Origin of the sequence: Snodgrassella alvi wkB2 (assembly GCF_000600005.1) — a bacterium.
Taxonomy (GTDB): Bacteria; Pseudomonadota; Gammaproteobacteria; order Burkholderiales; family Neisseriaceae; genus Snodgrassella; species Snodgrassella alvi.
Window position 1 is genome coordinate 1411597 of record NZ_CP007446.1, and the last position, 14539, is coordinate 1426135.

The window sequence follows — 14539 nt, forward strand, 5'->3', positions numbered from 1 at the left end:
AAAACATTTAATGATGCTGAAATCAAAATTATTAGTTCAACGGCATCGTCTGATTTCTGGTACTGTGCTTTTAATAACAGCATGCAGCAATCAGCATGAAGTAGCTGTCCAGCCAATCAATACTAATACAGGTAATGCGGTTCTGCCGGGAACTCAGGCTAGCGAAACACCGGATAAAATTATCAGCAGCTTCCAGCAATATCAGAATGCCCTTAAGGCAGTTAAAGACGGAGATGATGTATTACCTGCTCAATTCCTGGCCCGTCAGCCGGACAGTGCAATGAGTAACAGTATTCGTAATAACTGGTTACAGCAATTGGGGAAACGGGGAAACTGGGCTGTTTTTCGTCAGCAATATGCTTTACTGGATAAAAATGCCCGTGATATGGAAACCCGTTGCTATGCGGTACAAGGCGGTATAGAAAGTGATTCCAGCCTGATCGCTAGTCTGAGCCAGGAAACGGGTAATCTGCCGACAGGATGCAATCGCCTGCTTGTACAAGCAGCTGCCAGCCAGCAAATTAATGCACAAAATGGCTGGCGGCGTGTACGCTATCTGCTTGCACTGAATCAAATTACAAATGCACGTAATCTGGCTCAGGCTTTGGGCAGTCCTTTACCTGATCCGTTGAATGCCAGCGCAGGAAACAGCCAAGGCGCACAGGAAGCTTTGTTATATCAGGTAACTAGCAAAGAAAACCGCAGTAAAGACAGTGCTGCAAACACATTAATGCAAATATCAGCCAGTCTGACTAAAGAACAAATCGGTTTTGGCTGGGGGCAATTGGGATTGGCTCAGGCTTATAGTTTGAATTCAGTAAATGCACTGACATATTTCGACCGTGCCGATCCGGCTCAGATGAATAATGAAATGTGGGAATGGTATGCCCGTTCTGCGCTGCGGTTACAACGCTGGCAGAAACTGAATAATATTATTCGTAGCATGCCGGAAGCTTTGCAGCAACAGGTTACATGGCAGTACTGGCTGGCACGCAGCTACCGTGCTTTAGGGCAAAATAATCAGGCACGGGAAATATTCGAACAAACTGCCAAACGCGGACACAATTTTTATTCTCTGCTTGCAAAAGAAGCACTCGGGAGCAAAGCAAGTGTTCAAAACACTGTTGCTAAAAGTAGCCAGCAAATTCAAAGCAAAATAGCAACTGATGGCAATATTGACCGCTCCCTGACTTTATTTAAAACTGCACAGGCTGAAAACAACTGGACAATGCGGCGTCAGGCTCAGCAGGAATGGCGCTATGCGACACGTAATTTCAATGATGACACCTTAATTGCTGCCGCAACATTAGCCGAAAACAATGGTTTTTATGAAATGAGTATCTATAGTGCAGACCGGGCTGATAACCAGCTTAATTATGAATTGCGCTATCCGGCACCATTTAAAGAACTGACTGTTCCGTTTGCTCAGCAAGTCGGCATCGATCCTGCCTGGGTATATGGCTTAATCCGGCAGGAAAGCCGTTTTATGATAGGTGCACGATCCAGTGTTGGCGCGACCGGACTGATGCAGGTTATGCCGGCTACAGCCCGTGATATAGCCAAACGTCTGGGCATGGACAGCAGTGAGCTGTATACCATGAGCGGAAACATTCGCATGGGTACATGGTATATGAGTAGCGTACGTAAACAATTTGCCGATGAAGTACTGGCTACAGCCGGCTACAATGCCGGCCCTGGACGTGCTCGTCGCTGGCAGGCCAATACGCCTCTCGAAGGAGCAATTTATGCGGAAACGATACCTTTTGATGAAACGCGAACTTATGTTAAAAATGTAATGGCCAATACAACTTATTACGCCAATCTGTTTGGTGAACCCAGAACCACCCTGACAGAACGCATGGGTACCGTTCCCGCCCGCTAATACAGCCAGCGAGCATCATTGCTCTGATTAACCTGTGTTTACCTTAAGCTACATATAAATACTGCATAATTTACATGCAGATTATTTAACCTTTCTGAAAGCACATTATGTTGTTAGACAGTAAACGTTCCGCAGTATTAATGATTGATTTACAAACCCGCCTGTTGCCTGCTTTAAACAACACTGAAGAATTGCTGGCCAATAATATCTGGCTGGCCGGTCTGGCGCATGATATGGCGATTCCTACCCTAATCAGTGAACATTGTGTCGATAAAATCGGTGCAACTCGTGAAGAAATCATCACTGCTGCACCACAAGCAAGAATCGTCCAGAAACAAAGTTTTTCTGTATATGCTACCGGTGTGCTGAATGAAGACAGCTTGCAACAGGCTAACCAGATCATCATATCTGGCATTGAAGCTCATATCTGTGTGCTGCAGACAGCCCTGGATCTGCGCGCACATGGCTATGAGGTATTCGTGGTTGCTGATGCCGTCAGCTCTCGCAAACCGGAAGACGTTAAATTAGGTCTGGCACGTATGCAGGCGGCCGGTTGTGAAATTGTCAGCCGTGAAATGATTGCATTTGAATGGCTGGGTAGTGCCAATAACCCGCTATTCAGAGACATTCATAAAAAATATATTCGCTAAATTGCCAGAATACTTTTAAGTTATTGTGCGGTTAATGCAATTCAGATAAATAGCTAAAAAGCTGAACCCGATTTGATACGGATTCAGCTTTATTTTTCATCTGTGACTTTATACTTAATTCATAAAATCAAACTATTTAACTTTCACTTTTGGATTCACTGCGAATAATCAGTAACGGCAGATTAGTTTCACGCATGACAGTTTCGGCAAAACTACCCATTAATAAATGCATCAGGCCACTGCGTCCGTGAGTACCGAGAATAATCAGATCACTGCCATGTCCGTCAGCGTAATCAACCAGCATCTGAGCCATTTCTCTTGCCCCTTTATTGGCAATCAGCAAATGCCGGTGAATTTTATTTTCCGGTAAAGCTGCTTTTGCTTTTTCGATTGCTGCATCCAGTACAGTATTGCCTTCTGACAACGCAGCAGCTTCATAACTTTCATGTTGCAGAAATTCAGGAGCCAAAGCCATATATTCAGTCGGATTGGCAACATTCACGACAGTTAATTCTGCATCCTCCCCCTTAGCCAGACCAATAGCATGATCTAAAGCATTTTCTGAAGTATGGCTGCCATCTACCGCTACCAGTAAATGTCTATACATGAAACCCTCCTATCTTTTTAGCAATTCGAATCACTTGGCAGATACAGTATAATACCACTACCTGCCTAAAACAGCTTTACGGATTTAATTCACGTGTCGCAAATACTCACTTTTTCTGCAAATTATCAACGTCGCTTCGGCGGCATTGCCAGATTGTACGGTGAAGATTGTCTTCAGCGTTTTGCCTCGGCTCATGTTTGTATAGTCGGAGTGGGCGGCGTCGGCTCATGGGCAGTAGAAGCTCTGGCACGAAGTGGTATTGGTTATCTAACTCTGATTGATCTGGATAATGTAGCCGAATCAAATATCAATCGCCAGCTTCCGGCCTTAATCAGCCTGATTGGCAAGCCCAAAGTCGAAGCTCTGGCCGAACGTATTGCTGATATTAATCCAGATTGTCAGATTAACTGCATTGAAGATTTTGTGGAAGCAGATAATATCGAACATATATTCAGCCGGCCGTTTGATTTCGTAATAGATGCTATTGATCAGGTACGCGTAAAAGCGGCTATGGCTGCATTTTTTACCTCCCGAAACCAGCCTTTTATTGTTTCCGGTGGAGCAGGCGGACAAAAAGATGCCGGTTTGATTCAATGCGCTGATTTAAGCAGAGTAACCCATGACCGCATGCTGGCAAATATGCGTTATACATTACGTAAACACTATGGTTTTAGCCGTCAGCCAGCAGATAAAATGCACATCCCCTGTATTTATTCCAGCGAAACTATAACTCTGCCTCAGTCCGGTATCTGCCTAACAGAACAAACTGCTCCGCAAGGTCTTTCCTGCGCCGGTTATGGTGCCTCTATGGTAGTAACAGCCAGCTTCGGTTTGCGCTGTGCTCAGGCTTGTCTGGAATATCTGTGCAAACACTGAACCATAACATGAGTAAAGAAAGTATAGCGGATAAAACCGTTGCTATGCTTTTCGGGCAGCCTGTTACCGAAATTCCACAGGATCTGTTTATTCCCCCGGATGCACTTCAAGTGGTATTACAAAGCTTTGAAGGTCCGCTGGATTTATTACTGTATCTGATTCGTAAGCAAAATATTGATGTACTGGATATTCCTATGCTTACTGTTACTGAGCAGTATCTATCCTATATTCATCAGATGCAACAGCATGAGCTGGATTTAACCGCTGAATATTTGCTAATGGCTGCGGTGCTGATTGAAATTAAAACCCGTTTACTTCTCCCTGCTCCGCCCGCCAGTGAAGAAGAAGTAGCCGATCCGCGTGCTGAATTGGTTCGCCGTCTGCTTGCCTATGAGCAAATGAAGCTGGCTGCAGCCGGTCTGGATGCTTTACCCCGTGCCGGACGTGATTTCGGCTGGGCATGGTTACCAGTTGAACTGGTAGCCGTAACGCAACCACCGCATGTACAAGTAGCTGATTTATCCCGGGCATGGCTGGCGATACTTGCCCGCTCTCAGCACAATCGGAGCCATAATGTGGTCAAAGAAACATTATCAGTACGGGCTCAGATGACCGTTGTCCTGCGCTTTCTGCAAACCCGGCAGCACTGTTATTTCACAGAACTCTTTAAGCATAACGACAGTATGGCATTGGTTGTAACCACTTTCATAGCATTACTGGAACTGGCCAAAGAAGGGCTTGTATTTATTACCCAGCATAGTACCGGAGATCCGATCTCTATCCAGACTGCCTGTATCGAATCCGGCAACAATCAAGAATTGATTAATAAACCAGCATTCTAGTGACAATAACTGTAAAAAACCCTAATATAACAGTTAATATTCCAATCAGGATAATCTTATGCCTGCTAACCCTGTATTATTTCAAACTCTGTTTAATCATTACTTAAATATTCCGCATTGCCGCTGGTTAAAAATCTACGGTGACAGTAGTTCTGATGAACCTGTTATTTCGGTAGACTGGCGCGACGAATTGCTGGAAAGTCCGAAAACCGGCAATATTCATGGCGGCGTTATTACTACTCTGGTAGATATGGCTTCCGCCTGTACATTAGCAGCATTGTTTCAACAGTTTGAAACAACTGCTACACTGGATATGCGCATAGATTATCTGATGCAGCCAGTGCCTGATCAGCCTATACATGTACGTGCACACTGTTACCGGCAGGAAGGTTCAATTGCCTTTATCCGCAGCCATTGCTTTCAAAATGATGAAACCCGGCCATTTGCACTGGGAATGTCTACTTTTATTCATAACCCGTTAACCCAAGCAGAACAGCAAGCATTACAGGCGTATCTGCAACAGGAGCAGGCAAAATGAACCCAACAATTTTTCAACTGGATGAACAGCTAACTATTCAAGCTCATCAGTGCATACCGTACTGTGCAGCAATCAATCTGCAAATTGGTACGGATAGCCTTAATAAACGTCTGTACAGCTTGCCTTTTGCCAGACAAAATATTGGTAACATTTTCCTGCCTGCACTGCATGGGGGGCTGATTGGCGGCTTTTTACAGAGTTGTATCAGCTTATATCTGATGGAGCAGCAAAACCTGCAAGAATCTGCCCAGATTATTGACTACTCAACGGATTATTTATTAAGCGGTAAGCCTGTAGACAGTTATGCACAATGTGAAATTATGCATGCCGGAAAGCGCATTTCACATGTTACTGCAACTATGTGGCAGGCTCAGTCAGATAAACCCATTGCTTTTGCACGAGCACATCTGCAAATGCCAGCAATTGCTAACTGATAAAAAGCTTTTCAAAAGTAAACAGTATTAAATCTCGGCTGAACATGAAATGAAGTTCAATCCCAGTTTAAGCAAATCCAAAGCAGATCAGAAACAATACTGATAGTAAATTATATTCAAGCAACGCAACTGTAATAATAAATCATGTTACAGTTATTCAAACGAACTGCACAGCAGCCGGGTAAAGATTACAACTATGCTGATAAAACCCATTTCTCAAATGGAAACAGAAGCGGAAAGTTTAGACCCGAATAAATGAGGATTGTTAAATGAATGAGCTCAAATTTTGAGATGCGGATAAAAAATTCTGTAACAATCCTGAAACAGAATTCAGTACATATATTTCTGCATAATACATATTAATTATTTTTATGAATTGCTCCAGCAATATGACCATAGATACCAACCGTCCGCCCATTATCCAGTCTTTACTGGATACAGATTTATATAAATTCACTATGCTTCAGGTAGTATTGCATCAATTCCCTCAGGCAACCGGTGTCTATGAGTTTCGTTGCCGTAACAATCATGAAACAGCCTACCCGCTTGGTGAAATTTTAGAAGAACTTGACTGGGAGCTTGACCGACTATGCCAGATGAAATTCACTGAAGATGAATTGCAATATTTGCGCAGCCTGCGCTTTATTAAAAGTGATTTCGTCGACTATATGGAGCTGTTTCAACTAAAACGGCGTTTTATCAAAACATCTGTAGATGATAATCAATACCTGAATATCCGCATTGAAGGACCGATTATTCAAGCGATGTTTTTCGAAATATTTGTGCTGTCTATTGTTAACGAATTGTACTTTCATCGGCTGGAATCTCCGGAAATACTGGCAGAGGGAGAGCGTCGACTACAAGCAAAGGCCGAACTGATTCACCACTATGCTAATGAACAGCACCATTACAACTCTCCTTTTGTTGTTTCCGATTTTGGTACCCGGAGGCGTTATCGTTATTCATGGCAAAAACATGTGATTAAAACCCTTCATGAGGCGGCTCCTGGCGTTTTCAGAGGAACTAGCAACGTACATATCGCCAAAGAACTCAATCTGATTCCGATTGGCACTATGGCTCATGAATTTTTGCAGGCTTTTCAGGCTTTAGATGTCCGATTACGTGATTTTCAGAAAGCGGCACTGGAAGCTTGGGTACATGAGTATCGTGGTGATTTGGGTATTGCCTTAACAGATGTAGTCGGCATGGATGCATTTTTGTGTGATTTCGATCTGTATTTTGCCAAATTATTTGATGGGCTGCGCCATGATAGCGGTGATCCGTATATCTGGGGTGAAAAAGCCTATGCCCATTATCAGAAACTTAAAATAGATACCCGTACCAAAATGCTGACTTTCAGCGACAGTCTGGATTTACAACGCGCGTGGGACTTATATATTCATTTTAACAGCCGTTTTAAAACCAGCTTTGGTATCGGCACCAATTTTACCAATGATATGGGTTTAACCCCGTTGAATATCGTATTAAAACTTGTTGAATGTAATGGTCAGTCTGTGGCCAAAATATCGGATTCGCCGGGTAAAACCATGACAGATAACAGCACTTTTTTGGCTTATTTACGTCAGGTTTTCAATATAACCGACAAAATTTCTGTTAAACCGGATTAAACTGATACATTTCGCGCAAAATCTGCTTTAAATAAGCTAAATTATTTAATCCAACAATTATCAGCAACTAAAATAAATAAAGATTACAAGCAGGAATATATAAATTATATGAATAACAGCAACAATATCAGCACAGTAGCAATGCGTCTGGATAAATGGCTTTGGGCTGCAAGATTCTTTAAAACCCGCGCACTGGCTCAAAAACACATCGAATTGGGACGGGTACAGGTCAACGGCGCCAAAGTCAAAAACAGTAAGAATATTCAGATTGGTGATACCATTGATTTAACTCTAAATTCTCTTCCTTATAAAATTCAGGTAAAACGATTAAATCATATGCGCCGCCCTGCTCCTGAAGCCCGTTTACTTTATAGCGAAGATAACAACAGCATCGCTAAGCGTGAAGAGATTAGGGCTTTAAATCAGGCAAGTCAGATAACTGCTGCATATCCGGACGGCAGACCCACCAAACGTGATCGCAGAGCACTTGATAAAATAAAAAAACACTGGCAGGAATAAATCCTTAACCTTGATAAGTAATAATATTCAGATTCTAAAATACATTGAAATTTATAACGACTTAAAATAATTATATTTTAATCATTAAGCATATAATTATTCGGACTGAGATGACTATTTTTAACAAAATTATTTTTCTTTAAGGCTTTAGATACCATTTCTTTGTTTAGCGGTACATGCAATACAGGAACTTGCGATTTCAATTGTTTGAATAAGGGTAACTTATTTATAAAATAATGTACCTTAAAACTCATGTCTTTTTTCCCTTCTACCATCATAAATTTTTTATCCTGTATATCTGCATACAGCACAATAACCGGTAATTTCAGATATCCTATACCATACTCCAGTTCTTCTCTTACCCCTCTGGACTGAAAAGTATTTTCACTCAAAAACAAAATTATATTATCAGCTTTGTCCAGACGCTCTTTAATACGAGGTTTTAACACACTGTCCCAGTCGCTACCGTCACGGACATCATATTTTTTATGATGTATATCATTAAAAGGAAAAAGTTCATCCTTAAATTTCCATGTTCTTAACTGATTATAATAATAATAGTCCTTTTGAGCTAAAGCGCCCGCAGATAGCTCATTGAACGGTTCTTCAACATGAAAAATACTGTAATTATGCGCCATATTTCTTCCCTGATTTAGTTTTTTCTAATGAATAAAATAGCAATATTACAGATATTACAATAAAACAAAACAAAAACATACAAAAATAATTATATAATACAAATAGATAGGACAAATAAATAGGATAAATAGATAAATAGATAAATAAAGCAAAACAAAATAATCCACTAAAAAACCCGTATCCTCACGGATACGGGCTGTTTTTGGACATTATTTAAAACTTATTTAACTGAAGATGCTGCTTCATGAGTCACTTCAGATAAAGTAGGATGAGCGTGAACAATTCGGGTAATATCTTCGCTGGAAGCTTTGAAATCCATAGCCATAACGGCTTCGGCAATCAGTTCTGATGCAACAGGTCCAATAATATGCACACCCAGTACACGATCAGTATCTGCATCAGCCAGAATTTTCACAAATCCCTTAGCCTGCCCCATACCCAGCGCGCGGCCGTTGGCAGCAAAGCTGGACTGACCTTTTTTGTATTTTACACCGGCAGCTTTTAGCTGTTCTTCGGTCTGGCCAACCCATGCAATTTCCGGATGAGTATACATAGCTGCAGGAATAGTGTTCATATCTACAAAAGGTTTCTGACCGGCAATTCGTTCAGCCACAGCAACGCCTTCAGCGGAAGCTTTATGCGCCAGCATCGGACCACGAACCACGTCACCAATCGCCCAGACGTTTGGCAAACTGGTGCGGCATTCATCATCAACAACAATAAAGCCACGTTCATCTTTTTGCAGACCAACAGCTTCAGCATTCAGACCGTTAGTATTGGGAATACGACCGATAGCAATAACCAGTTTATCAAAAGTTTCAGTTTTTTCTTCACCAGCAACTGTATATTTAACAGTGACATTGTTTTCACCTTTAACAATTTCATTAACTGTTACACCAAGGTGAATATTAAGACCTTGTTCTTTGGTGAAGATTTTGAAAGCTTCTTTCGCTACCTGCTGATCTGCTGCAGCAAGGAATGTCGGCATTGCTTCCAGAATAGTCACCTCAGAACCGAGACGATTCCAAACAGAACCCATTTCAAGCCCGATGACACCGGAACCAATCATGCCCAGTTTAGCCGGCACCGCTTCCAGATTCAGCGCACCCTCATTATCCAGTACATTAACATTGTCAATTTCAGTTAAAGGCAGCGGACGAGGTAAAGATCCTGTCGCCACAATTACATGTTTGGCAGTTATCTGTTGCTTGTTACCATTGGTATCAACTTCAATCTGCCATAAACCATCAGCCTGCCCTTGCAGAGAACCCCGGCCAAAAATACTTTCTACTTTATCTTTTTTAAACAGAAAACCGATACCATTAGTCAGTTTACTTACAATGGCATCTTTACGTTCAATCATTTTTTTTGCATCAAAGCCTTTAACCTGAACATCAATACCATGTTCGGCAAATTCAGTTTGCGCTGCATGGTAATTTTCACTGGTCTGTAATAAAGCTTTAGAAGGAATACAGCCAACATTCAGACAGGTACCGCCCAATGCCGGTGCATCACCCTGTTTATTCAAGCCGGCATCAACACAAGCAGTTTTAAAGCCCAGCTCAGCTGCACGAATAGCAGCGACATAGCCGCCAGGACCTGCACCAATTACCACAACGTCAAATTGAGACATTAAAATTCCTTTCAATCATGAATATTTCTGACTGATAAAATAAACCGTAATGCGGCACAAACGCCATTTGATAATGTGTGGCGGCCATCATTACGGTTGTTATTATTGCCTGCCAGATAAAAATACTAACTATAGCAGCCAGTTTATTTGCTTACAGTTCAAGCAGCAGACGGGCAGGATCTTCCAGAGCATCCTTAATCGCTACCAGAGTCAGTACGGCTTCACGTCCATCAATCAAACGGTGGTCGTAAGAAAGAGCCAGATACATCATCGGACGTACAACAACCTGACCATTTTCTACTACAGCACGTTCTTTAGTCGCATGCATGCCTAAAATAGCAGATTGAGGCGGATTAATAATCGGTGTAGACATCATAGAGCCGAAAGTCCCGCCATTAGTAATACTGAAGGTACCACCAGTCAGGTCTTCCAGTGCCAGCTTGCCGTCTTTCGCTTTAACTGCATAATCATGAATAGCCTGTTCGATATCGGCAATACTCATCTGATCTGCATCACGCAGAATCGGTACTACCAAACCGCGCGGGCTGCCAATCGCGATACCAATATCAAAATAACCATGGTATACAACATCAGTACCATCAATAGAAGCATTAACAACCGGATATTTTTTCAATGCGGCAACAGCAGCTTTAACAAAGAAAGACATAAAGCCCAGTTTAACACCATACTCTTTCTGGAACTGTTCTTTATAACGGTTACGTAAATCCATAACCGGCTTCATGTTCACTTCATTAAATGTTGTCAGAATAGCATTTTCGTGCTGTGACTGTAATAAGCGCTCAGCAACACGAGAACGCAGACGCGACATAGGTACACGCTGTTCCACACGTTCACCGGCTGTAGAAGGTGCAGAAGCTTTGCCGGTTGCCATAACCGGAGCAGCAGCCAGAGCTGAAGCAGCAGCGGCAACATCTTCTTTAAGTACACGTCCGTCACGGCCTGAACCCTGAATATTAGCAGTATTCACACCTTTTTCTGCAGCCAGTTTGGCAGCAGCAGGCATTGCAACACCAGCCTGAGACTGATTAGCCGGAGCGGCAGTCTGAGTTGCAGCAGCTGCCGGAGCAGTTTCAGCAGCGGCTGCTTCTGGAGCAGCGGCTTCAGCAGTAGCTGAAGTATCGATTTTTGCCAGTAACTGACCGGCAGTTACGGTAGCACCATCTGCTTCAATGATTTCAACCAGTTTACCTGCCTGCTGAGCTGGTAATTCCAGTACAACTTTATCTGTTTCCAGATCAATCAGGTTTTCGTCACGCTGTACGAAATCACCCACTTTTTTATTCCAGGTCATCAGGGTAGCTTCGGTCACACTTTCCGGAAGCATAGGAACGGTTACATCAATAATCATGGATTACTCCTAAAAAAAGGGTATCGGCCACCACTACAGTGGCCAGTTATTCATAACAGATTCGGATTACTTTAAGTCCAACGCATCATCAACCAGCTGTTTAAGCTGGGCAACGTGTTTACTCATGTAACCCACTGCTGGTGAGGCACTAGCCGGACGGCCTGCAAAAATAACTTTTTGCTTGCTACCAGCAATCTTTTCAATGCGATGACGAATCTGGAACCAGGCACCCTGATTTCTCGGTTCTTCCTGAGCCCAAAGAATTTCAGTTGCATTAGGATAACGGCTCAGTTCAGCAGCCAGCTGTTCGTACGGGAACGGATATAACTGTTCTACGCGGATAATCGCAATGTCTTTACCCAGATCACGTTCAAGACGTGCTTTATTGATATCGTAGTAAACCTGTCCGGCACACAAAATCACACGCTTAACACTATTTTCATTACCTTCAACCTGATCGCCGATAACCGGGCGGAAAGTGTGGCCTTCAGTAAAGTCACTGAGCTGGCTCATAGATTCATTAAAGCGCAGCAGACGTTTAGACATGAAAATAACCAGTGGTTTACGGTATGGACGTAATACCTGACGGCGCAGCAGGTGGAACATCTGAGAAGCCTCAGACGGCATGACAACCTGAATATTCTCTTCAGAGCATAATTGCAACCAGCGTTCCAGACGACCAGAAGAGTGTTCCGGACCCTGACCATCGTAACCATGCGGCAGAATGACCGTCAGACCGCATAAACGTCCCCATTTGGTTTCACCGGAAGTGACAAACTGGTCAATGGCAACCTGAGCACCATTAGCAAAGTCGCCAAACTGCCCTTCCCAGATAACCAGCTGGTCTGGCGCACTGCAGGCAAACCCGTATTCATAAGCCAATACAGCTTCTTCATTCAGAATAGAATCAATTACTAAGAAAGAAGCCTGATTTTCGCTCAGATTACGCAATGGTACATAAGCACCGGCATCACTTTTTTCACGTTTCTGATCGTGCAGTACTGCATGACGATGTGAGAAAGTACCACGACCGGAGTCCTCGCCGGAAATGCGTACACCATTACCATTAGTTACCAGACTGGCATAAGCCAGAGTTTCTGCCATACCCCAGTCTACCGGCTGCGTACCTTCTGCCATCGCCATACGACCGGCCAGCATTTTTTTCACCGTATTATGCGGAGTAAACCCTTCCGGCAATGCAGTAAATTTTTCAGCAAGACGTTTAATATCAGCAGCAGGAATACCGGTTTCAACCGGATGATTCCAGTGAGTACCCATATAAGGTGTCCAGTCTACTGCATACTTATGGTTATAATCAGTCAGAGTAGTCTGTTCAACATGCTCACCTTTATCCAGTGCATCACGATAAGCCTGAATCAGCCCTTCAGCCTGTTCTTTGGTAATGACATTTTCACTTACCAGACGATCAGAATACAGAGAACGGGTGCCCGGATGCTGATGAATTTTGTTATACATCATTGGCTGAGTCAGCATCGGATCATCACCTTCGTTGTGACCCAGTTTACGGAAGCAGACAATATCCACCACCACGTCTTTACCGAAAGACTTACGGTAATCCATTGCCAGACCCATTACATAGCTAACAGCTTCAGGATCATCACCGTTCACATGGAAAATCGGCGCATCAACCATTTTAGCCAGATCTGTGCAGTAAACTGTAGAACGAGTGTCACGTAAATCAGAAGTCGTAAAACCAATCTGATTATTGATAACAATATGGATAGTACCGCCAGTAGTATAGCCGCGGGTTTGTGACAGATTGAAATTAGCCTGATTGACACCCAGACCAATAAATGCAGAATCACCATGAATCAATACCGGCAATACCGCATTACGACCGGATTCACCGCGGCGTTTCTGCCGCGCACGTACTGCCCCTTCGACAACAGGGTTAACAATTTCCAGATGAGAAGGATTGAAAGCCAGTGAAACGTGTAAAGGCCCGTTACCTGTAGCCAGATCAGAAGTGAAACCCATATGGTATTTCACATCACCACTTGGCAAAGTAGTTGTATATTTACCTTCAAATTCGCTGAATAAATCACGGGGTTCTTTACCCAGAATATTTACCAGCACATTCAGGCGGCCGCGATGTGCCATGCCAATCATAACCTCTTCAACACCCTGACTACCACAGTGTTGAATCAGATAATCAAGGGCGACAATTGTACTTTCACCACCTTCAAGCGAAAAGCGTTTCTGACCGACATAACGGGTGTGCAAATAGCGTTCAAGCGTTTCAGCCGCAGTCAGCTGTTTCAGAATGCGACGTTTGTGTTCAGGCGTATAACTGGAAACTGATAAATCTTTTTCCACCCGCTCCTGTACCCAGTTGCGTTCATCCGGCCGGGTAATGTGCATATACTCCACACCCACGGTGCTGCAATAAGTCTGATCCAGGCGGTTAATAATTTCAGATAAAGGCAGTTTAGGACTGCTTCCAAAATCGCTGCCGGTATAAAATTTAGTAGACATATCTGCCGCAGTCAGCCCGTATTGTGCCGGATCAAGTTCAGCCAGATATTCTTTAGGACGGCGTTTTAACGGATCCAGATTTGCATTACGCGCACCGAGGATACGATAAGCGTTCATCAGATTTAATACTGATACCTGCTTTTGCAATACATTTAAATCAACACTACCCTGAGTAGCAGCATGCTGTCTGGACAGATTAACAAAAGATTCCTGAATCGGTAATTGCGGTATATCCTTGGCAACATAGCCCGGTAATGCAGCTACTTTGTCAAAATAATCTTTCCAGTATTCGTCAACTGAATCACGATCCTTTAGGTAGCTCTCGTAAAGCTCCTCAATATAAGGAGCATTGGCACCATATAAATAAGAAAGATTGGTTTGTTCTTCCATCATGGTAAAAATCCTTTTTACCTCAAACTAATAAAA

Annotated in this window: 13 protein-coding genes; 8 read left to right on the forward strand and 5 right to left on the reverse strand. The window is 43.0% G+C overall.

Annotated features, from left to right (window positions below):
* Positions 1-13 precede the first annotated feature (13 nt).
* Complete coding sequence (locus SALWKB2_RS06505) at positions 14-1882, forward strand: lytic transglycosylase domain-containing protein (RefSeq protein WP_025330869.1); 1869 nt, start codon at positions 14-16, stop codon at positions 1880-1882.
* A 107-nt stretch (positions 1883-1989) separates the two neighbouring features.
* The gene (locus SALWKB2_RS06510) at positions 1990-2532 is read left to right on the forward strand and encodes an isochorismatase family protein (protein WP_025330870.1); all 543 of its coding nucleotides are present in this window, start codon (positions 1990-1992) and stop codon (positions 2530-2532) included.
* A gap of 136 nt (positions 2533-2668) precedes the next feature.
* On the opposite strand, the gene SALWKB2_RS06515 is transcribed toward SALWKB2_RS06510, so the two are convergent.
* Positions 2669-3139: a universal stress protein gene (locus SALWKB2_RS06515; RefSeq protein WP_025330871.1), complete on the reverse strand. Its 471-nt coding sequence runs from the start codon at positions 3137-3139 to the stop codon at positions 2669-2671.
* A 102-nt stretch (positions 3140-3241) separates the two neighbouring features.
* Between SALWKB2_RS06515 and SALWKB2_RS06520 the strand changes: the two genes are divergently transcribed.
* The 6 genes from SALWKB2_RS06520 (at position 3242) to SALWKB2_RS06545 (ending at position 7976) form a co-directional block, all read left to right on the forward strand.
* Positions 3242-4015: a tRNA threonylcarbamoyladenosine dehydratase gene (locus SALWKB2_RS06520; protein ID WP_038649568.1), complete on the forward strand. Its 774-nt coding sequence runs from the start codon at positions 3242-3244 to the stop codon at positions 4013-4015.
* A gap of 8 nt (positions 4016-4023) precedes the next feature.
* A complete protein-coding gene (locus SALWKB2_RS06525) occupies positions 4024-4857 on the forward strand; it encodes a segregation and condensation protein A (protein WP_038648898.1) in 834 nt (277 codons plus the stop codon).
* Positions 4858-4915: 58 nt separating this feature from the next.
* Positions 4916-5395: a PaaI family thioesterase gene (locus SALWKB2_RS06530; protein WP_025330874.1), complete on the forward strand. Its 480-nt coding sequence runs from the start codon at positions 4916-4918 to the stop codon at positions 5393-5395.
* Positions 5392-5829 carry a PaaI family thioesterase gene (locus SALWKB2_RS06535; RefSeq protein WP_025330875.1) on the forward strand — a complete coding sequence of 146 codons (438 nt, stop codon included), beginning with the start codon at positions 5392-5394 and terminating at the stop codon, positions 5827-5829. Before SALWKB2_RS06530 ends, SALWKB2_RS06535 begins: the two co-directional genes overlap by 4 nt.
* A gap of 389 nt (positions 5830-6218) precedes the next feature.
* A complete protein-coding gene (gene pncB / locus SALWKB2_RS06540) occupies positions 6219-7457 on the forward strand; it encodes a nicotinate phosphoribosyltransferase (protein ID WP_025330876.1) in 1239 nt (412 codons plus the stop codon).
* A gap of 108 nt (positions 7458-7565) precedes the next feature.
* On the forward strand, positions 7566-7976 hold the full coding sequence (locus SALWKB2_RS06545) for an RNA-binding S4 domain-containing protein (RefSeq protein WP_025330877.1): 411 nt from the start codon (positions 7566-7568) through the stop codon (positions 7974-7976).
* A 77-nt stretch (positions 7977-8053) separates the two neighbouring features.
* On the opposite strand, the gene SALWKB2_RS06550 is transcribed toward SALWKB2_RS06545, so the two are convergent.
* From SALWKB2_RS06550 to SALWKB2_RS06565, 4 genes are all read right to left on the reverse strand, one after another.
* On the reverse strand, positions 8054-8614 hold the full coding sequence (locus tag SALWKB2_RS06550) for a TIR domain-containing protein (RefSeq protein ID WP_025330878.1): 561 nt from the start codon (positions 8612-8614) through the stop codon (positions 8054-8056).
* A gap of 221 nt (positions 8615-8835) precedes the next feature.
* Positions 8836-10248 carry a dihydrolipoyl dehydrogenase gene (gene lpdA, locus SALWKB2_RS06555; protein ID WP_038648902.1) on the reverse strand — a complete coding sequence of 471 codons (1413 nt, stop codon included), beginning with the start codon at positions 10246-10248 and terminating at the stop codon, positions 8836-8838.
* 151 nt (positions 10249-10399) lie between these two features.
* Complete coding sequence (gene odhB / locus SALWKB2_RS06560; protein WP_025330879.1) at positions 10400-11617, reverse strand: 2-oxoglutarate dehydrogenase complex dihydrolipoyllysine-residue succinyltransferase; 1218 nt, start codon at positions 11615-11617, stop codon at positions 10400-10402.
* Positions 11618-11683: 66 nt separating this feature from the next.
* Positions 11684-14506 carry a 2-oxoglutarate dehydrogenase E1 component gene (locus tag SALWKB2_RS06565; RefSeq protein WP_025330880.1) on the reverse strand — a complete coding sequence of 941 codons (2823 nt, stop codon included), beginning with the start codon at positions 14504-14506 and terminating at the stop codon, positions 11684-11686.
* Positions 14507-14539 lie beyond the last annotated feature (33 nt).

What these genes read in the sequence shown, in the direction of transcription:
- SALWKB2_RS06535 (WP_025330875.1), top strand. Translation starts at nt 5,392, where the DNA reads ATGAACCCAACAATTTTTCAACTGGATGAACAGCTAACTATTCAAGCT.
- SALWKB2_RS06565 (WP_025330880.1), bottom strand. Translation starts at nt 14,506, where the DNA reads ATGATGGAAGAACAAACCAATCTTTCTTATTTATATGGTGCCAATGCT.
- SALWKB2_RS06550 (WP_025330878.1), bottom strand. Translation starts at nt 8,614, where the DNA reads ATGGCGCATAATTACAGTATTTTTCATGTTGAAGAACCGTTCAATGAG.
- SALWKB2_RS06505 (WP_025330869.1), top strand. Translation starts at nt 14, where the DNA reads ATGCTGAAATCAAAATTATTAGTTCAACGGCATCGTCTGATTTCTGGT.
- odhB (WP_025330879.1), bottom strand. Translation starts at nt 11,617, where the DNA reads ATGATTATTGATGTAACCGTTCCTATGCTTCCGGAAAGTGTGACCGAA.
- SALWKB2_RS06525 (WP_038648898.1), top strand. Translation starts at nt 4,024, where the DNA reads ATGAGTAAAGAAAGTATAGCGGATAAAACCGTTGCTATGCTTTTCGGG.
- lpdA (WP_038648902.1), bottom strand. Translation starts at nt 10,248, where the DNA reads ATGTCTCAATTTGACGTTGTGGTAATTGGTGCAGGTCCTGGCGGCTAT.
- pncB (WP_025330876.1), top strand. Translation starts at nt 6,219, where the DNA reads ATGACCATAGATACCAACCGTCCGCCCATTATCCAGTCTTTACTGGAT.
- SALWKB2_RS06545 (WP_025330877.1), top strand. Translation starts at nt 7,566, where the DNA reads ATGAATAACAGCAACAATATCAGCACAGTAGCAATGCGTCTGGATAAA.
- SALWKB2_RS06530 (WP_025330874.1), top strand. Translation starts at nt 4,916, where the DNA reads ATGCCTGCTAACCCTGTATTATTTCAAACTCTGTTTAATCATTACTTA.
- SALWKB2_RS06515 (WP_025330871.1), bottom strand. Translation starts at nt 3,139, where the DNA reads ATGTATAGACATTTACTGGTAGCGGTAGATGGCAGCCATACTTCAGAA.
- SALWKB2_RS06510 (WP_025330870.1), top strand. Translation starts at nt 1,990, where the DNA reads ATGTTGTTAGACAGTAAACGTTCCGCAGTATTAATGATTGATTTACAA.